Source organism: Desulfurivibrio modestus (genome assembly GCF_044068625.1).
Classification (GTDB): domain Bacteria; phylum Desulfobacterota; class Desulfobulbia; order Desulfobulbales; family Desulfurivibrionaceae; genus Desulfurivibrio.
Genome location: NZ_JBIPKH010000005.1, coordinates 67,458 through 89,574 on the forward strand (window position 1 = coordinate 67,458; position 22,117 = coordinate 89,574).

The window sequence follows — 22,117 nt, forward strand, 5'->3', positions numbered from 1 at the left end:
AAAGATTACTCCTTGTTGTCGCCAAAGGCCTTGATTTGAGCGCTGATCTGCTCGTCGGTGAAACCACCCATGGAGATGGCAAACACCGGACAGTGGGAGGCGCAGATGCCGCAGCCCTTACAGGAAGCGGTGATGGTTTCCGCCTTGCGCTTGTTGTTTTCATCCTTGATGATTCTGATCGCCTGGTAGGGGCAAAGCGACTCGCAGAGACCACAACCGATGCAGGCCGACTGCTCCACCGTGGAAACGGTGGGCTCCACGGTGACCAGGCCCTTGACCAGGGGGATCGCCGCCTTGGCCGCCGCCGCCTGGGCCTGGACCACGATCTCATCCACCGGCTTGGGAGAATGGGCCAGGCCGCAGACATAAACCCCGGAAACCGGCAGTTCCACCGGCCGCAGTTTGACATGGGCCTCCAGATAAAACTTATCCTCATTGACCGGCACCTTAAGCAAACGACTCATCTCGGCCGTACCCTCGGGCACGATTCCGGTGCTCAAAACCAGCAGCTCCGGAGCCAGGGTAACATCCTCCCGCAGCAGGGGATCATGGAAGGTGACCTTGGGGGACTTGCCGGCGCTGAGTTTAGGTTTGGCTGCCAGGCTGTAAGGAATAAAGAGAACCCCCTGCTCCCGGGCCTGGCGATAGTAATCCTCGGCGTAGCCGTAGGTGCGCAGATCGCGATACAGGACCACCACCTGGGACTCGGGATTGATCTCCTTGATCTTCAGGGCATTTTTCACCGCGTCGTTGCAGCAGTTCTTGCTGCAGTAGTTGAGGTCATCCCCCCGGCTGCCGGCGCACTGGATCATCACCACCGATTTCGGGGCCCGGTTCTTGGCCTTGCCGGCCAGCCGACTCTCCAGCTCGCTCTGGGTGATCACCTTGGCCGAATAGGTGACCGGACTCTCCAGCACCTTTTCCGGTCGGTGTTCACGGCCGCCGGTGGCGATAATGATCACCCCGTGGTCAACGGTGGTTTCCTTGGGATTCTTGCCCTTGCCGCTGCGCACCACCGAAGAGAAGTTGCCGACAAAACCACCGACCTGAACCAGTTCGCTGTCGGTAAAGATCGCGATGTTTTTCTCTTTTTTGACCCTGGCAACCAGATCTTTAACCACCTGGGCGGTTTGGTCGCCCTGGAGGGTGTAGGAGGCGCTGAGCAGGTGACCACCCAGCTGCCCCTCCCTCTCCACCAGGGTGGTGACAAAGCCCTGCTCGGCCAGGCTCAAGGCCGCGGTCATCCCGGCTATCCCGCCCCCAAGCACCAGGGCCTTGTCGATCACCGGCACCGTCTGCTCGGGGAGCGGCTTGATATGACGGGCCTTGGCGATCCCCATCCGCAGCAGATCCCGGGACTTGGCGGTGGCCGCGGCCGGTTCATTGGCATGAACCCAGGAGCACTGGTCCCGGATATTAACCATCTCGAAGAGACAACGGTTTAAGCCGGCATCCTTCAGGGTTTCCTGGAAGAGCGGCTCATGGGTCCGGGGGGAACAGGCGGCGATCACCACCCGGTTGAGGTTATGCTCCTTGATCTTCTGCTTGAGCACTTCCTGGGCATCCTGGGAGCAGCTGTAGAGGCTCTGGGCGTGATAAACCACCCCTTCCATCCCCTCCACATACTGATCGACATTGGCCACATCCACCACGCTGGAGATATTGACCCCGCAGTGGCAGACAAAAACCCCGATCCTAATCTCATCCTCATCGGCAACCGCCTGCTCATCGGGATAGGTCTTGACCACAAACCCCTTGCCCCGCTGATCCTTGGTCAGGGCCGAGACCAGACCGGCGGCGGCGCTGGACTGGGTTACGCTTTCGGGAATATCCTTGGGGCCCTGGAAGGCGCCGGCCACCACCACCCCGGGCCGGCTGGTCAGCAGGGGGGTGAAGGTTTCGGTCTGGCAAAAATTGTAGCGATTGAGTTCAAAGTCGGCGATCTTGGCCAGCCCCTGGGCATCGGGGGGGGAGTCCAGCCCCACCGAAAGAACCACCATGTCGAAGGCCTCGAAAAAGTGGGCGCCATCCATGGTGGAGTAGGTCAGTTTGAGCTGCTTATTCCAGGGCATCACATCGGCCACCCGGGCCCGGACAAACTTGATCCCCTTGGCCTCGGCCCGGGTGCGGGCGGCGTCAAACCCCTTGCCCTGGGTCCGCATATCCATGTAGTAGATGGTGATCGAAAGCTCCGGCTCGTGCTCCTTGGCCACCATCGCCTCCTTGATCGCGTACATGCAGCAGACCGAGGAGCAGTAGCCGTTGTCGCAACCCAGATCCCGGGAGCCGACACACTGGATAAAGGCGATCTTCTTGGGATGTTGGCGGTCGGAAAGCCGTAGCAGCTCACCTTCGAACGGCCCCGAGGCACAGAGCAGCCGTTCAAACTCCAGGCTGGTCAGGATGTCGGGATGTTTACCGTAGCCATACTTTTCCAGGGCGGCATCGGGGACCCGACCGAAACCGGGGGCCATCACCACCGCGCCCACGTTGACGGTCCGCTCTTCCGGCTGCTGGGAAAAATCGATGGCCCGGCTCTGACAGACCGGCACACAAATCTTACAGGTCCCGTGCTTCAGGTGGAGGCAAGCCTCGGGATCGATGAAGTAGCTGGCCGGCACCGCCTGGGGATAATCGATATGGATCGGCCGGGTCAGGGCCAGGCCCTCGTTGTAACTGTCCACCAGATGGCGGGGGCAGTACTGGGTACACATCCCGCAGGCCGTGCACTTGTCGGGATCGATATAGCGGGGGCGAATCCGCAGCTTGGCGGCAAAGGCCCCGGGCTTACCCGAGAGCTCCAGAAAATCGGTGTTGCTCAAAATCTCGATATTGGGAGACCGACCGGCCTCCACCAGCTTGGGCGCGAGAATTCAGAGCGAACAGTCGTTGGTGGGAAAGGTCTTGTCCAGCATGGCCATGGCCCCGCCAATGGCCGCAGCTTTTTCCACCAGATAGACGTAGTAGCCCAGCTCGGTCAGGTCGAGGGCGGCCTGCACTCCCGCCACCCCGCCGCCCACCACCAGCACGGCTCCCGCCTTTTTATCCATTGCCTTGGTCATCGTAAAAACCCCCAATGATATGAATACGTAACGCTTAAACTCAAGTCAAATAATGGCAGCAAATCAACCGCTGCCATGCCAAAGGGGCAGCTACCCCTCAATCACTTCCACCCGGACCGCGCAGAGCTTGTACTCGGGGGTCCGGGAGAGCCGGTCAAGGGCATCCAGAGTCAGATAGTTGACCGGGGTTTCGACAAAGTTATAAGGGGCTGAGATGGTCCCCTCCTGGGTGCGTTCGGTGATCTTGGCCCGAATCAGCACCGAACCGCGCCGGGAGGTGACCCTGAGCCGGTCCCGATCTTTGATCCCCATCCGCTCCGCGTCGGCGGGATGAACCTCGGCCAGGGCCTCGGGCGCGATCACGTCGATCTCCTTGGTCTTGCCGGTCATGCTGCTGAAATTATAGCGGGCATACTCGCGGATGGTGGTAAAGAGCATGGGATACTCCCCATCCACCGGCTCGGTGGGCGGAATGTATTTTTCCGGCACAAAGAGGCCCCGGCCCCGGGTAAACTGGCCGATGTGCAACACCGGAGTGCCGGGATGGGCTTCATCGGGCACCGGCCACTGCAGTCCAACCTGGTCCAGGCGCTGGTAGGTGATTCCCCGGTACTGGGGCAACAGCTTGCGAACCTCCTCAAAGATCTCCTCGGCACTGTTGTAATGCATCTCATAGCCCATCCGGGCGGCCAGTTCCGAGAAGATCTGCCAGTCGGGCCTGGCTTCGCCCGGGGGTTCCACCGCCTTGCGTACCCGTTGCACCCGCCGTTCGGTACAGGTAAAGGTTCCGTCCTTTTCGGCGAAACAGGCGGCCGGCAGCACCACGTCGGCCAGCTTGGCGGTATCGGTGAGGAAAAGATCCTGGACCACCAGGAAATCGACCTCCTTCAGGGCTTCCTGGACGTGGGCGATATTGGTATCGGCCAGGGCCGGATCTTCGCCGAAGACGTAAAGGGCCCGAATATCTCCCTTGAGAATATTCTCCCAGACCTCGGTGGCCGGTTTGCCCGGCCGGCGGGGCAGCTTGATCTTCCAGATCTTCTCGTACTGATCGAAAAGTTCGTCGTTGTTCAAACCGCCGTAGCCGGGCAGGGTGTTGAACAGGGCCCCCATATCACAAGCACCCTGCACATTGTTCTGGCCTCGCAACGGGTTGCAGCCGCCGCCGGGGAATCCCACCTTGCCGCAAAGCATGGCCAGGTTGGCGATGGATTTGACCCGATCGGTGCCGGTGGCGTAATGGGTGATCCCCATGCCGTGGTAAGTGGCGTGACGGCCGGGAGCGGCATACATCCGGGCCGCCTTGCGAATATCCTCGGCCGGCACCCGGCAGATCCCGGCCACCTCCTCGGGAGGATATTTGGCCACCAGTTCCTTCAGCTCGGCAAAATCCTCGGTTCGCTCCTCGACATACTTTTTATCCCACAGCTCCTCCTCGATGATCACCTGCATCATCGAGTTGAGCAGGGCGACATCGGTCCCCGGCTGGATCGACAGCCAAAGATCGGCCCGTTCGGCAAATTTGGTCCGGCGAGGATCGATCACGACCAGCTTGGCCCCCCGATCCCGGGCCTGATGGATCCGCAAGCCGATGGTGGGATGGCTGGTATCGGGGTTGCTGCCGATCATCAGGAAGAGATCGGTCTCCTTAATGTCGGCGATGGAATTGGTCATCGCCCCGCTGCCGAATGTGATGGCCAGACTGGCCACGGTGGGAGCGTGTCAGAGGCGGGCGCAGTGATCGATATTGTTGGTTCCGATCGCCGTCCGCATAAATTTTTGCATCAGAAAGTTTTCTTCGTTGGTGGCCCGGGCACAGGAAAAACCGGCCACCGCGTCGGCCCCGTACATCGCCTTGATATCGAAGAAACGCTTGGCGGTATAGCTCAACGCCTCATCCCAGGAGCACTCCACCAGCTGCCCGCCCCGACGGATCAGGGGCTTGGTCAGCCGATCCCGGTGCTGCACGAAATGGAAGCCGAACCGACCCTTAACACAGAGCGCCCCGTAGTTGGGGGCCAGGTCAGGATCGGCGGTGACCTCGATGATCGTGTCGCCCTTGACCTTGAGGTTCATCTGGCAGCCGGCTCCGCAATAGGGGCAGGTGGTGCGGACCAGGCGGACCTCCTCGCCGGTGATCGGCACAATCTGGTCCTTCTTGTTCAAGGCGCCGGTGGAGCAGTTGTCAACACACTTGCCACAAGAGATGCAGTGCTCCATGAAGGTCAGACTGATCCCCTGGGCCCGGCCCTTCTCATCGAAGGATTCGGCGCTCAGATCAAGGGCTCGATACTCGCAGGAGTTGGCGCACTTGCGGCAATAGATACATTTATTGAGGTCAACGGTGATGGTGGGATGGTCGTCCCGCCGGGAATAGATCGGTTTGGTGCCCATCCCGGTCTTGTTGGGATCGACCCCATGGCTGATGGCCAGCTCCTTGAGGTCACAACGATCAAAGGCGTTACAGCCGCAGGAGAGGCAGCGTTTGGCCTCGTTAAGGGCCATCTGCTCGGAAAAGCCCAGGCGGACCTCGTTGAAGTCCTGGGTCGCCCGCTCCGGGGGACGTTCCGGCATCTTCTCCCGCAGCTTGACCCGCACCCCTTCAAAGTTACTGAGGCTGACATTGTCGAAGCTCTTGCCCCGGCTGAAGTTGAAACGGCTCTCTGGGCTCTCCTTGCCCAAGCCCAGCAGCTGCAGGTGGATGTTCTCCGCCGCCCGCCGGGCCGCCACCACCGACTGAATCACCGACCGGGGACCGTTGGTGGCATCACCGGCGGCATAGATCCCCTCCAGGTTGGTCAGGAAGTTGCGGGGATTGGATTTGATATTGTTCTTGGGGGTCAACTCCAGGCGCTCTTCCAGTTCGCTTCCCCCAAGGGCACCGGCCACGGCGGACTGGCCCACCGCCACCACCACGGTATCAACCGCCATCCGGATATTGGAGCCGACAATCGCCTCGGGGAAACGAATTCCCTTCTCATCGGGCTCGCCCAGCTTCATCCGGATCAGGTCCACATCAAGGGCGCCATCACCCCGGTTGCCGGCTTCACTGATCTTGACGGGGGAGGCCATCAACAGGAACTGCACCCCCTCGGCCTCGGCTTCCCGGATATTGCGCTGGTTGGCCGGCATTTCGGTCTGGGCCCGGGGATAAACCACGGTCACCTCATCGACCCCGCAACGCAACAGGGAGCGGGCGGCCTCCATGGCGGTATTGTTGCCGCCGATCACCGCCGCCCGTTTACCGTAATTACCAACAGCACCCTCGTTAACTTCCCGCAGCAGCTTCAGGGCCGGAATAACCTTGGGTAAGGAGCCGCCCTCGATATCCAGCGGCTCATCAAAGTTGGCCCCAACTCCCAGCAGAATGGCCTCAAAGCCCTGATCCTTCAAACTTTGCAGGGTAAAATCACGGCCCCAGCGCTGGCTGAGCTTTACCGAAACTCCCAGGCGGAGAATGGTGTTGATCTCATAATCAAGCACATTGTCGGGAATCTTGTAACGGGGCAAGCCGTAGCGCAACATACCGCCCAGCTTGGGGGCCGCCTCCAGCACCGTCACCTCATGACCCTTCAAGGCCAGATAATAGGCGGCGGTGAGCCCGGTGGGGCCACCACCCACCACCGCCACCCGTTTGCCGGTGGGGGGGGCCGGCTTAAGCTTGAGATCGACCCGGTTGGTCATGCACCAGTCGGCGACAAAGCGTTTGAGATGGTTGATCGATACCGGCTCATCCACCAGAATGCGGCGGCAACGGGTTTCACAGAAACGGGGACAGATCCGGCCCACCGAGAAGGGAAAGGGGTTGCGCTCCATCACCAGGCGAACCGCCTCCTCATACTGTCCCTTGGCCACATGGGCGATATAACCCTGGACATTGATCTGCCCGGGACAGGTCAGATTACAGGGAGCCTTGCAGTCACCGAAATGGGTCTCGGCCAGGATCGCCAGCCGCTCTTTGCGGTGCTCCACCAGGGCCTTGCTCTCGGTGACCACCTGCATTCCGGCGGCCACTGGGGTGGTGCAGGCCCGCAGGGGCTGGTCACTGCCCGCCACCTCCACCAGACACAGCTCGCAAGGACGCTCCGAGGTCTTGCCCTCGACATGACAGAGGGTGGGGATATGGATCCCGGCCCGCCGGGCGGCCGCGAGAATGGTCATCCCCTCATCGGCGCTCACTGCCTGGTTGTTGATTTGCAGGTTGATCTCTTTCATGACTATGCGGCTTTCCACTCCTTCAAGAAAGCGGGCAGGTGCCCGGCTTCACGGGGCCCGATGACGATCTTCCACTCGGGCAGCTCCTCCTCCAGTTCCCCCTTCAGGGAAGCAAGATAGCCGGGAATAATCAGTTCCCGATGCTTCACCTTCTCCAGGATCCCCGATTTCTTGATAAACTGGGCGATCATGTCAGCCCCGAATTTACCTGCCGCCCAGGCGGTCAGCACACTCAGACCCTCGGTATCCTTGATCAACAGCCAGGATGGAACCTTGCTGCCTTCAATTTCGCCGGAAACAATAAAGTAGGTCAGCGAGAAATTGCAGGTGATCAGAACCGGTGAATTCTCACCGGGGCCGTTAACCGGATAGACATCCTCCTGGACCACCATCGGCCGCTGCGGATCGGTGAAGATATTGAGCCGTTCCAGCAGAAGTGGGAACAGGGTGTCGCCCTGGAGGTCGGAGAGGACCACAATCCCGGCATACTTGGCGATCAATACCGAGGCGACCATCGTCTCCAGCATGGGGTCGTCGGTGATCTCGCAGGGGAAGGTGATGGTGGCAAAACCCAGGGGCTTGAACTTGCTCTTGACCGCCGCCCGCCGAGCCGCAACGTTATCCTCGAATGCAGCCCGAACCGTCCGGGCCCCGGTGTCGATCACCAGATCCTTCAGGCCCGCCGCCAGCAGTTTTTCGCTGATGGCCACGGTGTCATCGACGTTCTGACCCTTAACCCCCACCGGGCAACCGCACTCCTGGGCAACCTTGGCCATTGCATCGGCGTTGGCCAGGGTGGCGCCAAAGAGCAGGGGTTTGCGCTCACCGCACTCCTGGGCGGCGGCGGCCAGATTATCGGGGCTGTCGCTGATCAGAATCAGCTTGGCATCCTCGGCCCCGGCCAGGACTTTCTTCACCAGGGCGGTGAAAGCGCCGGCATCGTTCTTGGCGTCCTTGATCGCCACCAGATCGGCCTTGAGCATCACTCCAACCCGCTCATAACGCAGCGACTTGAAGCGCTCCAACCGTCCGTCCACGGCGGCATCGTCCATCTCGGTGGTCACCAGGACCGCGATCCCGGTGGGGTTCTCGAAACGTTTCTCATGGCGGAACTGACAGGTCTCGCCACCGGTGGTGAAAATGTGATCGCCACCACCGAATTTTACAGTGCGGATGGGAGGGGCCGAGGCCTCGCCGATCTGCTCCTTGACCTCGTCGCTGACGTAGGGGCACTCAGCGATTTCGGTCTGCCCGGCTGCCACCTTCATGGCAAAGGCCAGGCAGGTGGGGATACCGCATTCCCCGCAATTTTTCTTGGGGAGCATCTTGAGGATTTGAATTCCCGTCAAAGCCATTTGTCCGTTCCTCCTCGATCAACAGAAAAACTCTAAATTGAGAGTAAGTTATCGTTAAAAAGCAAAATTACGATATTAAGCTACACCACCGCTTCCATCTCAAGGGCCGGATGGCCAACCTTCTTGAGAAACTCGAGAATCTCCTCTTCGGTGGTCCCGTTCTCCTCGGTGGCGATCTTGTCGTAAAAATCGGGCATCCCCACCGCCTGGCAGCGCTCGATCAGCTTATCCTTCAACTCCTCCTTGAGCATCTTGGGCAGCCAGACCAGACGAGAGAGGCCGCCCTCGGCCAGGAAGAGCTTGGGGCTGGTGAGGTAGTGCTTGGAGACCCCCATGAAGCCGGGGGTCTGGGCTCCACCGCCGGCCATTCCCGCCAGGGTGGTGAACTTCATGCCCGAAGGGGTCATCCCCATATAATCGCGGTTGACCACCATGATCCCGTTGCACTGGGGCAGCATGGCGGCGATGGCCTCGAAGCAGCCGCAAGCGGTCATGGGGCTGTTCATCAGGGAGTAACAGGCCAGTTCGGTCACCGCCCCCCGGGAGGCCTGACCGACAAACTCATTGATCCCCTGGAAAATCCCCAGAGCCTGGTCCAGGCAGTCACCCTTGGCAATGGGCTGGTTGGGTCCGGTGGGGTTGATCTGATAGGAGGCTTTGCCGTCCAGCCAGTTGTAGGCCCCGCACATCCCGATCCGTTCCGGGGTGATGATGCAGACATGGCTGGGAGCAAAAGACTGGCAGAGGGTGCAGGAGTAAAAGACCTCCTCGGTCTCGTCGGTCATACTGCCCAGCCGCTCATCCCGGGAGGCGTAGACGCTTTTGGCCAGCTCCATCACCTCGCTCACCTTTTCAGGGGTGGTGTAGATTTTGACCTGGATCTTGTCGACAATGGCCCCGAACTCCTGGTGGAGCTTGCCGTGCAACACCTTGCCGATATGGGTGAGGGAAAAGCCCTTCTCGACGGCGGCCTTGCCGATCCGCAGCCACATGATATCCCGCTGGCCCATATGCATCAGGCCCTGGATGTAGTTGATCAGATGGTGAAACTGGCGCTCTAAAATCGGCTCGTAGTCGGACTGCATCTCACGGCCGGCCACCTCCACCAGAATCGCCAGGGGCAGATTATGGCCCTGCTCGATCTCCTGAATATCCGGGCCTTCCACGGTGACCTTGCCATCCTCGATCTCGGACATATCCTTGGAGATCAGCACTTCGACCCCAGGGGTGCGACCACCGCCGCACTCCATGAAGAGGTCATCCTTTCTGATTCGCTCGCCTTCGAAGGCGGGACCGAAGGACATGGGGATATCGATCTTGGTGACGCTGACCTTGAGCCCCCGCACCTCGATGGCCTTCTGCACGATCTCCTCGTGGGGCACCTGACTGACCACGTGCTCGTAAGTGCAGATCCCGGTGGGCAGCACCTGGGGAATATCATAATCGGAGATGGTGGGAAAACCCCAGTTGATGGCCCCGGCGGCGTTGGCATACCACTCGTCGCTGACCTCGCCGAAGGCCATGACAAAGGCAAAAGTCCGATCCTTGTTGTAGATCAGGTTGCCCTTGTAGTCGCCGGGTTTGATGCCGCCAAACGCCATGGCCACTCGACAGGCAAAGCCGATGGCGAAAACCGCCGTGGTGTAGCTCTTGCCAAACGGGACCAGCCGGGTGTTCCAGCCGATCTGCACCCCGCTCTTGATCAGCTGCTCCGGCATGCTGAGTCCACCGGTCTGGTCATGCATGAAGATATAGAGGTTCTTCTCCTGCAACTCCAAGGCGATCTTGCTGGCCATCTCCGGGTCGGCTGGGGTTCCCATGATGGCGGCAAACCCCGGGGCCGAGCCGTCGACAAACTCCACCCCGCGCTTCCGGAAGACCACGTCGTCGGCCGCCCCCAGCCAGATATTGTCGGCCAGGGGATCTTCGGTCTTGGTATAGAAGTTGGGCTCCTCCAGGTAGCGGATCACCTCGAACATCTCCTCGGCAAAGAAGGTGGCCATGCCGGCGTCAAGGGCCGGAGCCAGATAGGGAAGCCAGAGGTTATCGCTGACCATCTCCGGCAAAAGCTTGCGGCACTCCTGGAAGATCTCCTTCATGTCGCCGATCCGTTCCACCTTGGCTCCCAGCATGCTGTAAATGGTGGGCAGGTAGTAAGCGGTGTTGGGGAAGGCGACCTCCTGCTCGGCGCCATATTTCTTCAGGGCCGCCTCATAACGCTCCTCGGCCATATCGACGATCTTGTGGGCCCCCCGGATGGCGGCGGAACAGATGATCTTGGACATTGCTATTCTCCTTCAGATTTTTTTCCGTTATCTCGTCTGTTTTGCCGTTTAACCCATCAGGCCCTTAATCAGGGACCTGGTCAGGGCGATGGCCCTGGGGTGGCGCATGATCAACACTTCACCGCCGGCCATCAGCATACAGGAGGCGGTGATCGCCTCCATCAGCACCCCGCGGCTCTCCTGATCGCCAAGCAGCTCATCACTGGGCAGACGACACTCCTTGGCCTTCCAGACCTCGCGGCCCAGGTTGCAGATAAACGGCACCTGCAACTTCTCATCCTTCTGGGTCAGGGCGGCCAAACGGATCCGCTCCATGACCGAATAGGTGTACTCGATACCGTAGCCGAGGGCGCCGATGGAGGGATCGATCAACACCGTATCCAGGGGCACCCCGAGATTCTCCAGCAGGATATTGAGCTGTTTGGCCAGGTTGACGTCGATGGGAGAGGAAGCCACCATGGGATGCTGGAAGGCCATGGCGGTGGCGCCCAGGGAACGGTAGTTCTTGTCCTCCAAAGGAGCCAGACAAACCTTCTTGTCGCCGATGATGGCGGTGAGCTCACGCAGGGTCTCGGTGTCCTTCTCGGAATTGCCGCAACCCCAGACGATGATCGGAACATCCACCGCGCTGATCACCTCGGAAGCAATCTTGGCCGCTTCCGAAGCGGGGCGGTTCTTGCCGTTGGGGTCGGTGCCCACCAGGGAGATGCAGAGGGCTTCGGCCTGGTAGTCGTTGACACATTTCTGGGCCCAGGCCACCGGATTGTCCATCACCCCCTCGAAATGGCGGGTCAGAGTGGCCGGCCACTCTTCGGGCTTGATATCGAGGATATCCATGGCGATCAAGGGCTTATTTTCCATCTTCCCTTCAAAGAGATGGAACGGCAGGGCGTTGACCCCCCCCACGGTGACGGTCTTGTCGCCATTGCCCAGCTTCACCTGGCGGATCGCCCCGGAGTAAGCCTGGGTGTACGAATCCTGGGGTACCTTGCCGGCCCGCTCACTCAAAGTGGTCTTCTCTCCGGCCAGTTCGCCAACACTGAGATCAGCGGCGGCCGGGGGCGCGGGGGCGGGTTTGGCTGCTTCGGGCTTGGGCGCGGCGGCCTTTTTGGCCTCTTCCGCTGCCTTGGCCTCCGCCGCCTGCTTGGCTTCCGCGGCGGCCTTGGCTTCGGCAGCGGCCTTGGCTTCGGCAACTTTTTTAGCCTCCTCAGCCGCCTTGGCCTCCGCCGCGGCTTTGGCTGCCGCCGCCTGCTTGGCCTCTTCCGCCGCCTTGGCCTCCGCCGCCGCCTTTTGGGCGGCCTGGTCGGGCGCCGGTTGCGCCGGAGCGGCCGCAGTCGCCGGAGCGGTCGGGGCCGGGGCCGCCGAGGCGGACACCGGTTCACGCTTCAGAACCGCTTCAGCCCCGGCAAACTGAGCCAGAGCCTCAAACTGATCATCCGACAGGTTGAAGGCCTTTTTCAGGGCCGCAAGTCCCATGCGCACGGACTCCAGCGCAATTTGACGTTCTCTTTCGTTCATCTCATCTTCTCCCGCTTCCGCTGATTGAGCATCGGTTTGGTCAATGGTTGCATGGCCGGGGGCAGCACCGGCGGCCGTGGCTTCGGCCCTGAGCCGGGCCGCTTCTTCCCGGGCGGCGGCCACAATCTTCTCCGCTTCCTGGCGGGCAGCGGCCAACTCGGCCTCTCCGGCTCCAACCATGGCGGCCTCCGGGCCCCGGTCGCTGACCTGGATCGGTGCGGCGGCAGGTGCCGCAACCCCCGTCGCGGGTTCCTCCGCCACCTGGGGTCGTTTATCCAGTCCGGCCCGTTTAACGATCTCAGCGGTGGCCGCTTCCCACTCGATGGCCATGACATGGACCCCGGCCACCCCTTTGATCTCCCGGCACTGCTGAATGATCTCGACGCAGATGTCGATCCCTTCCTCTTCCTGGTTTTTGGCCCCCTGGAGGCGCTTGATCACCTCGTCGGTGACATCCAGGCCCGGCACAAATTTCTTCATATAACGGGCCATCCCCAAAGAGCGGGGCGGGGTTACCCCGGCCAGGATAAAGACCTTCTCATCCAGGCCGAGGTCGCGGACCGCCGCCATGAATTTGGCGAAGCGCTCCACGTTATAGATAATCTGGGTCTGGACGAAGTCGGCTCCGTTACCGACCTTCTTGGCCAATCGCGCGGCCCGGGCAGCCTCGTTGGGCCCGGCAAAGGGGTTGGCGGCACAGCCCAGGAACAGGCGCGGTTCATGGCTCTTGATCGCCTCGCCGCACTGAAACTTCTTCTGGTCCCGCAGATCCCGCATCATCCCCAACAGCTGAATGGAGTCCATGTCGAAGACTCCCTTGGCGCCGGGATGGTTGCCGAATTTCTGGTGATCGCCGGTGAGGCAGAGCAGATTTTTCAAACCCAGGGCGGCAGCCCCCAAAATATCGCTCTGCATGCCGATCCGGTTACGGTCGCGACAGGTCATCTGGATAACCGGCTCCACCCCTTCCGACTGAGTGATCAGGCCGGCGCCGATACTGGACATCCGCACGATGGCGGTCTGGCAGTCGGTGATATTGACCGCGTCCACCCTGCCCTTGAGCAGGCGCGCCTTCTCCCTTACCACTTCCGGGTTGCCGCTCTTGGGCGGCCCCAATTCCCCGGTCACGGCAAAGGCCCCGGATCGCAGCACCTGCTCCAGGCGGCTGCCGGATTTCATCGCTGTTTCCATAGCGTCAAATCATCCTTAGCAAAGTAATTAGCAATTTATCAGGCGGCAGGACCGTGACAGCCCGCCCCCGGCACCCCGGCGGTGAGATCACGGCGCATGGCCATATCGAAGAGTACCCGCTCGGCCTTCTTGTTGATGCCCAGGGCGTCACGCTTGGCTTCGATCTTGGCAACCATCAGCTCGGCCAGTTTCTGGGGATCGGATTCCACGTTCCAGTGGGCGCCCAGCGGCCCCATCAGACCCTCCAGCAGATACTTATTGAACCGCTTGGCGCCGGTGGTGGGCAGATCCTGGAAGACCACCTGGGCGCCACTGGCCACAAAGTACTGACCAATGGCCACCGCCTTCTCGCTCATCCACAAGGGGGCGGTACCGATGGCAGGCAGATCGGAGATATCATCGCCCAGCCCCCCCTCACGCACCATCTGGGTGGCGGCGATCAGGATCCGGCTGTTATCGACACAAGAACCCATATGCAGTACCGGTGGCATTCCCACGGTCTCACAAATTTCAGCCAGGCTCTCGCCGCAGAAGCGGGCGGCCTCGGGATTGACCAGACCGGCACGGCCCAGGGAGGTGGCGGCGCAACCGGTGGCCAGCACCAGGATATTGTTCTTGAGCAGATGGCGGACGATCAACTCATGGGTGTCATCGGCCAGGCGGAAGTTGTCACAGCCAACGATGGCGGCCACCCCCCGGATCCGGCCGTTGATGATGTTATCGTTGAGCGGCCGGTAGCTGGCCCGGAAACGGCCGCCCAGCATGTAGTTGATGGTTTCGTGACTGAAGCCCACAACCACATCCAGCTTCTTCTCCTCGGGGATAAAGAACTGGCCGCGCTTTTTGAAATTCTTGATGGCGTGGGTCAGAATCCGCTTGGCGGAATTGAGGGCCTCATGCTCGTCAAACTGGATATGGACAGCACCAGGCATCTTGGCCCGGTAGTTGGTGGTGATGATATCGGTGTGCAGGCTTTTGACCACCTGCCCCAAGGATTCCATCACGCACTGGACATCAACCACCATCGCCTCCACCGCCCCGGTGGCCAAGGCGATCTCCTGCTGGACAAAGCCGGCGGCCACCGGGATCCCCCGGCGCATCAGGATCTCGTTGCCGGTACAGCAAACCCCGGCCAGGTTGATCCCCTTGGCACCCTGCTTCTTGGCCAACTCCAGCATCTCCGGGTCCTGGGCCGCGATACAGAGCGCTTCGGCCAGCAACGGCTCATGGCCATGAACGGTGACGTTGACCTGGTCGGGCTTAAGTACCCCCAGATCGACGATGGAGCGACGGGGCACCGGGGTGCCGAACATGATGTCGGTCAACTCGGTGGAGAGCATGGAGGAGCCCCAGCCGTCGGAGAGGGCGCAACGGGAGGCCTGGAGCATGATATTTTCATAATCCTGATCCACACCCATATGGGTGCGGTGCATCATCTCCACCACCTCGCGGTCGATGCCGCGGGGGACGATCTCCAGCTTCTTCCAGATCGCCTGCCGTTTTTCGGTGGCCCGTTTGGTCATGGCCAGGGGCTCATCGCTCTGGCTGCCGAATTCGGCCAGGGCCTTTTCCCCCAGCTCCAGAGCGATCTCATTGACCTCACGATCCTCGGTGGCAATACCAAAGACGGCGGCCAGGGATTTCAACTTGGCCACATCCTTGATCTGATGCGGCCCCTCGCCCCTGGCGGTTTCGATAAAGCCCTTCACCATCTCCCGGGCATGATCGGTATGGGCGGCGGAACCGGCCGCCACCACCCGGGCGAAGTTACGGGCGGCCACGGTATCGGCGGTGGCGCCGCAAATCCCCACCATATCCTCGATGCCGTCGATTATCTGGCAGGGTCCCATGTTACAGTTACGGCAGCAGGTCCCGCCGGAACCAAAGAGGCAGGCGGACATCCCCCGCTTCTGGACCCGATCATAGGCGGTGATCACGTTCTGGGCCGGGGCCTGGGCCATGACTTCCTTGGTGGACGCACAGGTGATCTCGGTGCAGCCCTCACATCCATTTCTCTTGATAGCCATTATGGTCCCTCTTGTTACGAGTGGGGTTACAGGGTTTGCCGAGCGGCTTGCACGGTGTTCTTCATCAACATGGTGATGGTCATCGGACCTACACCGCCGGGCACCGGGGTGATAAAGGAGGCCTTTTCCTTGACCGCCTCGAAATCGACATCGCCGGCCAGAATCGCCTTGCCGGACTCGCTCTTGCCGATCCGATTGACCCCGACGTCGATAATCACCACGCCATCCTTGACCATGTCGGCGGTGATCATCTTGGGTACCCCGACGGCGGCGATGATGATATCGGCCCGCCGGGTGTGGGCGGCAATATCCTTGGTGCGGGTATGGCAGAGGGTGATGGTGGCATTACCCGCCTCCCGCTTCTGGAGCATCAGGTTGGCGATGGGTTTGCCGACGATATTGCTGCGGCCCACCACCACCACCTCGGCCCCGCTGGTTTCCACCCCGCTGCGTTTGAGCAGCTCAAGGATGCCGTGGGGGGTGCAGGGGAGAAAGCACTGCTCGCCCAAAACCATCTTGCCCACGTTGACCGGATGGAAACCATCCACGTCCTTGTCGGGGTCGATGGCGTAAAGGACCTTGGCCTCGTCGATATGTTTGGGCAGGGGCAGCTGAACCAGAATGCCGTTGATCTTGGGATCTTTATTACACTTCTCCACCAGCTGCAGCAGGTCGGTCTCGGGGGTATCGGCCGGCAGGGTGATCTGCTCGGAATAGATCCCCAGCTCCTTGGCTGTTTTGTTTTTGGCGGCCACGTAGGACTGGGAAGCGGGGTCCTCGCCCACCAGGATGGTAACCAGGCCCGGGGTAACCCCCTTATTGACAAGCTCGGCCACCTCTGCCTTCAATTCTTCCCGAATGGCCTTGGCCACTTCGGTTCCGCTGATGATCTTGGCGCTCATGGTGTAAGTTTTCCTCCTGGTTTTGCGTTTTTTTGGTAGCTATATCTCGTAGGCACGCCCCGCAACGACCGCTTGCGGAACAGACCTGTTTTTTCCTGGGACCAGGTAGTAAGCCCCCTACGCCGGGCACGGTTTTCCCCTTTCGTGTTCCGGGCTTAAAACCCGAAAAGCGCGCTACTGTGCCGTACTGTCACAACCAGGGATAATAAAACAGCGAACCGGAACTAAAAGTTTTAACGAATTTCCATTACCTTTTCAAGCTGTTTCCGCCCTGCCCCGCCAAGTAACACGAAAAAAATGAACGTATGCTCATTTTGTGGCCGACAGATACCACTTTGGTCAACAACTAGGAGTGACGGGGCCGCCCCTCGGCCAGCTTGACGATGATATTATTGGCCTGGCCAAGGCGGCCAACCAGGGTTTTGAAGAGGTGTCGGCCCACATCCGGATATTTACCGATCACCTCCAGCAGCTTGTCCCCGGGAAACCGCTTAACCTTGCAGCGCCCCTTGGCCATGATCGAGGCGCTCCGGGGCTCGCCGGAGATGGCGCTCATCTCACCGAAATATTCACCGGGCTCGACAATCTCGGCAATTTTCTTGCCGTCACGGACCACCAGCAGGGAACCGGTGACCAGTTTGAAGAAGTCCTTATCGGTGTTGTTCTGGCGGATAATCAGGTCCCCATCCTGGTACTCCTCGATATCGGGATGGACCAGATAGGCGGGCAGGCTCTCCTCGGTGATCACGGTGCGGCGCAGCACCTCCTCGATGCTGGTTACCCCCTCCCGGATCTTCTGGAGGCCGGCCTCGCGCAGGGTGGTCATCCCCTCCTGCACCGCGATCTTGCGCAGCTGATCTTCCGGAACCTCGGCGGTGATCGCCTTGGCCACCTCGTCGGTAACCTCCATCAGCTCAAAAAAACCGACCCGCCCCTTGTAGCCGCCCCCGTTACAGGCCGGGCACCCTTTGGGACCATAAATTTTCAGAGTGGGAATCTCCTCTTCGTCGAATCCCATCTTGATCAGTTCCTGCTTGTCCATGGCGGCGATATCCACCGGCTCCTTGCATTTGGGGCAAAGCCGCCGGCCCAGGCGCTGGGAAAGGACCATGGTGATGGCCGAGCCCAGCATGTAGGCCGGCACCCCGATATCGATCAGGCGGCCGATGGTGGCGGGACAGTCGTTGGTATGGAGGGTGGAGAAAACCAGATGGCCGGTCATCGCCGCCTTGATGGCGATTTCGGCGGTCTCCATGTCTCGGATCTCGCCCACCATGATGATATCGGGATCCTGGCGAAGAAAGGCCTTCAGCGCCGCGGCGAAGGTCATCCCCACCTCGGTGATCACGTTGACCTGATTGATCCCCTTGAAGTTGAACTCCACCGGATCTTCGGCGGTGAGGATCTTGGTGTCCTCACTGTTCAGCGAGTTAAGGATGGAGTAGAGGGTTACGGTTTTGCCGCTGCCGGTGGGACCGGTGACCAGCAGCAAACCCTGGGGCCGGTAGATGCAGCGCTTGAGCATCTCGAAGGTTTTCTGCTCGAAACCCAGCTTGGTCAGGTCCACATTGAGGCTGGCCTTGTCGAGGATCCGCAGAACGATGGACTCGCCAAACAGGGTGGGCAGACTGGAGACCCGGAAGTCAACGGCCCGGGTCCGCCCCAGCTTGATCCGGATCCGACCGTCCTGGGGCACCCGGCGTTCGGTGATATCGAGCTGGGCCATGATCTTGATCCGCGAATTAAGCGCGTTCTTGATCGACAGCGGCAGGTTCATCGATTTGTAGAGGGAACCGTCGAGACGATAGCGAACCTGGAGATTTTTCTCGTAGGGTTCGATATGGATATCGCTGACCCCGTCGTTGACCGCCTTGACCAGAATACCGTTAACCAACTTGATGATCGGGGCATCGGAGGCGGAATACTGATCCCCCCCGTCCTCCTGTTCAAAGCTGGTCAGCTCCATCCCCTCGGCGGCCTCCGAGGCCAGGGCGCCGAAGTCTTCAATATGGGTGATCGCCACCTCTTCTTCCGCCGGCCCCGTCCCCTGTTGGGCCAGCAGCTTTTCCCGCTCCTCGTCGCTGATCTTGTAATGTTTGCGGTAAGCCTCGATGATATCGGCTTCGGTGGCGACACAAACCGAGAGCGGCATGCGGACCTCGGCCTGCAGGTTTTCCACGGCCCCGGTGTCGGTGGGCTCGGCCATGGCGACCAGGAGGTTTTTACCAATGATGCGCAGGGGAAAAGCCAGATACCTGGCGGCCACCTCAAAGGGCATTTTGGCCAGGGCATCGGCCTTGGGGGGTTCGCGGGAGATCACCACCGGCTGGTAGTTGTGCAACCGGCTTAAAAAATTAAGGACGGTGTTTTCCTCGATATAGCCCAGCTTGAGCAAAATCGAACTGAGCCTGCCCCCCGATTTTTTCTGCATACCCAGGGCTTCGTCAAGCTGGTTACTGCTGATCTGCCCTTCCTTGCGCAGCAGTTCGCCAATCTTGACCTTCCCGGCCCCGGATTGATCCTTCACCGAAGCCCGGAGTGTCGATTTTTGGGGTGCCTGCGCCATAAAAAGAAAACCCTGAACGTTAAATAAAGAAAACTGCAACACAACCGTTTGAAGTTAGACAGATTAACAGAAATAAGCTCTGTAACGCAAGGATATTCCAGAGATAACCCGGTCGCGTTGAAAACGGAAAGGGGTGATCGGACCGCCACGCGGACCGATCACCCCTGAGTAGACCAAAAAACTGGCAAGGGGTGACTAGAAGACGCCCTTTACCTTACCGGTATTCACATCCACGTCGATCCGGCGATAGGCGGGATCGGAGGCGGTGCCGGGCATCAGGCTGATGGTGCCGGCCACCGGAACCACGAAGCCGGCCCCCTTGTAGGTGAGGATATCCCGCACCGGCAGGGTCCAGCCCTTGGGCACGCCCTTGAGGGTCGGGTCGTGGGAGAGCGAGAGGTGGCTCTTGACCATGCAGGTGCCCATCTCCTTCATCTCCGGGTCGGCCTCCATCCGCTTGAGCTTGGTCTGGGCCTCGGCGGAGTAGCTGACCCCGTCGGCACCGTAAACTTCCTTGGCGATCAGCTCGATCCGCTTGGAAAGCGGGGTTTCGAGGTCGTAGAGGAAGCGGAAATCGTTCTCTTCCTCACAGGCGTCCACCACCGCGTCGGCAAATTCCAGGGCGCCGTCGCCGCCCTTTTCCCAGTGCCGGGAGAGCGCCACCCGGGCCCCGGCCGCTTCGCAGAGCCGGCGCACCGCCTTGATCTCGTTGTCGGTGTCGGTGTAGAAGGCGTTGATACAGACCACAGGGTTGATCCCGGCCTTCTTGACCGTCTCGATGTGATGGAGCAGGTTCTTGCAACCCTCTTCCACCCAGCCCACGTTCTCCTTGCCGTACTCTTCCGGCATCGGCCGACCCGGGACCGGAATCGGGGCCCCGCCGTGGCACTTCAGCGCCCGAATGGTGGCCACCACCACCGCGCAATGGGGCTTGAGCCCGGAGTAACGGCATTTGAGGTTCCAGAATTTCTCAAAGCCGATATCGGCCCCGAAACCACTCTCGGTAACGTTGTAGTCAGCCAGCTTCAAAGCCACCCGGTCGGCGATCACCGAGCTCTGGCCGATGGCGATATTGGCGAAAGGCCCGGCATGAACCACCACCGGCTGACCCTCCAGGGTCTGCATCAGGTTGGGGTTGAGCGCCTCCACCATCCAGGCGGTCATGGCCCCGGCCACATCCAGGTCGGTGGTGGTGATGGGACGGTCCTGCTTGTCGTAGGCCACCACGATCTTGCCGATCCGCTCGCGCATGTCCTTGAGATCCTTGGCCACCGAGAGGATGGCCATGATCTCGGAGCTCACCGCGATGGCAAAGCTGCTCTGCATGGTGAAGCCATCCATCTTGCCGCCCTGGCCGATGGTGATATTACGCAAAGCCTGGGCGCAGTAGTCGATGATCCAGTTGAACTCCACCTTCTTGGGGTGGATATCAAGTCTTCTGAGGCCCCGCTTGGCCAATTGCTCGTCGGTGTAGTTGGCCTCGTGCTGCATCCGCGAAGTCAGGGCCACCATCCCTAAGTTGTGGGCGTTCATGATGGCGTTGATGTCACCGGTCAGCCCCAGGGAGAAGGGGGTCAGCGGGATACACTGGGCCAGGCCGCCACCGGCCGCCGAACCCTTGATGTTCATGGTGGGGCCGCCGGAAGGCTGGCGAATAGCCCCGATCACGCTCTTGTTACGCTTACCCAGGCCCTGGACCAGACCCATGGCGCAGGTGGATTTGCCCTCACCCAGGGGGGTGGGGGTGATGGCGGTCACATCAACATACTTGCCGTCGGGTTTGTCCTTGCAGCGCTCAAGAATCTTGCGGTAGTCGAGCTTGGCCACGTAATGGCCGTGGGGCAGTAGTTCCGCTTTGTCCAGGCCCAGCTTCTCGCCCAGCTCATACACGGTTTTCATGCGGCTTTCCGCCTCTTCAGCGATTTCCCAGTCCGCGTGCTTGGTTGGATCAAGCGCCATTGGTACCCTCCTTAACAGAATGAAATTTGGTATGAAAAAAGTTGGCCGGAACTATTCCGGAACCGTCTAGAACCGTGTTACTCCCCTTGGATCCCCGCGAAGATGACCGGATAACGCCGTTGCATCTCAATCAGCAGCGGATTCATCACTTCCCGCATGGAGGGTTCCGCCGCCCGGGTGGTACGCAGGCGGAAAATATGCAACCACTCCAGCAGGTTGGCATAAACAATGATTTCAGTTTTACAGGAGTTGGGCAGAACGGTGCGGGCCGCCTGGGGGGAGGCGGTGGTCAGCAGCTGCAGGTAGATCCGTTCGGTCTCGGCCATGGCCCGCTCCCAGAGAAGATACTCCTCGCTCCCCTCCTCAAAGAAGAGCGGTTTGATAAAGGTCACCTCATTGCCGAACTTATCCTGGGAGTAGCGGCAATAACGTTGGCTTTCCTGGAGAAAGGAGCAGGGCCGATGGCGGACGATCTCGTGGGTCACCGCCCGGTTGGTGGTAAAACGGACCGCCAGATGGCGGTGCTTGGCCAACAGGTCGGCGGGGAATTGCTCCACCTCGGCCAAGGAGATTTTTTCCACCTCCACCCCGGTCTGGGCCAGAAAGCCCCGGCGGCCGGCCAGATCAAAAAAAAACAGCGGATAACGACCGGCGAGAAAGGTGGTAACTCCCTTGATCAGTTTGACGTTGGGGTGGGACTGGAACAGCTCGCGGAAGGCCCGGACCGTGCCGCTGAGCAGCAGGTTCTTCTCCCGTTTGTCGGGCCGGTCCAACTGCAGAAATTTGGGCTGGATCGCCAGAAACTGGTCGATGATCGCCTCGGTTTCACAGCGTACCCGCAGGGAAAGGGCCGCCATCTCCATCACCGAGTTGTGACCATGCTCCATCACCTTACGAATAAAGGGCTCGGTGGAATCGGTATTGATCTTCTCCTCGCTCTTGTAGCAGAGCCGGCCACAAAACTCGATCCGCCGAGCCATACTCTGCCGGTCAAGCTCGTCAAGGATGGTAAACGATGCCGGGACGATTCGCATAAC

At 60.4% G+C, this 22,117-nt stretch carries 10 protein-coding genes; all 10 read right to left on the minus strand.

The annotated features are described in order from the left end of the window. Window positions 1–5: 5 nt before the first annotated feature. The 10 genes from ACHHRT_RS04865 to ACHHRT_RS04910 all read right to left on the minus strand — a co-directional run bounded on the left by ACHHRT_RS04865 (window position 6) and on the right by ACHHRT_RS04910 (window position 22,114). Window positions 6–3,062, minus strand: a complete 3,057-nt coding sequence (locus ACHHRT_RS04865; RefSeq protein WP_395498279.1) for an FAD-dependent oxidoreductase — start codon at window positions 3,060–3,062, stop codon at window positions 6–8. Window positions 3,063–3,152: 90 nt separating this feature from the next. Further along, window positions 3,153–7,277, minus strand: a complete 4,125-nt coding sequence (fdhF, locus tag ACHHRT_RS04870; protein ID WP_395498281.1) for a formate dehydrogenase subunit alpha — start codon at window positions 7,275–7,277, stop codon at window positions 3,153–3,155. 2 nt (window positions 7,278–7,279) lie between these two features. Then, window positions 7,280–8,632 carry an acetyl-CoA decarbonylase/synthase complex subunit gamma gene (gene acsC / locus ACHHRT_RS04875; protein ID WP_395498283.1) on the minus strand — a complete coding sequence of 451 codons (1,353 nt, stop codon included), beginning with the start codon at window positions 8,630–8,632 and terminating at the stop codon, window positions 7,280–7,282. Between the two features lie 80 nt (window positions 8,633–8,712). After that, a complete protein-coding gene (gene acsB / locus ACHHRT_RS04880) occupies window positions 8,713–10,917 on the minus strand; it encodes an acetyl-CoA decarbonylase/synthase complex subunit alpha/beta (RefSeq protein ID WP_395498285.1) in 2,205 nt (734 codons plus the stop codon). A gap of 48 nt (window positions 10,918–10,965) precedes the next feature. After that, entirely contained in the window at window positions 10,966–13,626 is a 2,661-nt protein-coding gene (locus ACHHRT_RS04885; protein WP_462348130.1) for an acetyl-CoA decarbonylase/synthase complex subunit delta, read from the minus strand. Between the two features lie 38 nt (window positions 13,627–13,664). Beyond that, window positions 13,665–15,653, minus strand: coding sequence for an anaerobic carbon-monoxide dehydrogenase catalytic subunit (cooS, locus tag ACHHRT_RS04890; RefSeq protein WP_395498289.1), 1,989 nt, complete (start codon window positions 15,651–15,653; stop codon window positions 13,665–13,667). Between the two features lie 26 nt (window positions 15,654–15,679). After that, entirely contained in the window at window positions 15,680–16,555 is an 876-nt protein-coding gene (gene folD / locus ACHHRT_RS04895; protein ID WP_395498291.1) for a bifunctional methylenetetrahydrofolate dehydrogenase/methenyltetrahydrofolate cyclohydrolase FolD, read from the minus strand. A gap of 346 nt (window positions 16,556–16,901) precedes the next feature. Then, on the minus strand, window positions 16,902–19,121 hold the full coding sequence (pilB, locus tag ACHHRT_RS04900; protein WP_395498293.1) for a type IV-A pilus assembly ATPase PilB: 2,220 nt from the start codon (window positions 19,119–19,121) through the stop codon (window positions 16,902–16,904). A gap of 195 nt (window positions 19,122–19,316) precedes the next feature. Further along, the gene (locus ACHHRT_RS04905) at window positions 19,317–21,080 is read right to left on the minus strand and encodes a formate--tetrahydrofolate ligase (RefSeq protein WP_395498295.1); all 1,764 of its coding nucleotides are present in this window, start codon (window positions 21,078–21,080) and stop codon (window positions 19,317–19,319) included. Window positions 21,081–21,157: 77 nt separating this feature from the next. Beyond that, window positions 21,158–22,114: an FAD-dependent thymidylate synthase gene (locus ACHHRT_RS04910; protein WP_395498297.1), complete on the minus strand. Its 957-nt coding sequence runs from the start codon at window positions 22,112–22,114 to the stop codon at window positions 21,158–21,160. Window positions 22,115–22,117: the final 3 nt, after the last annotated feature.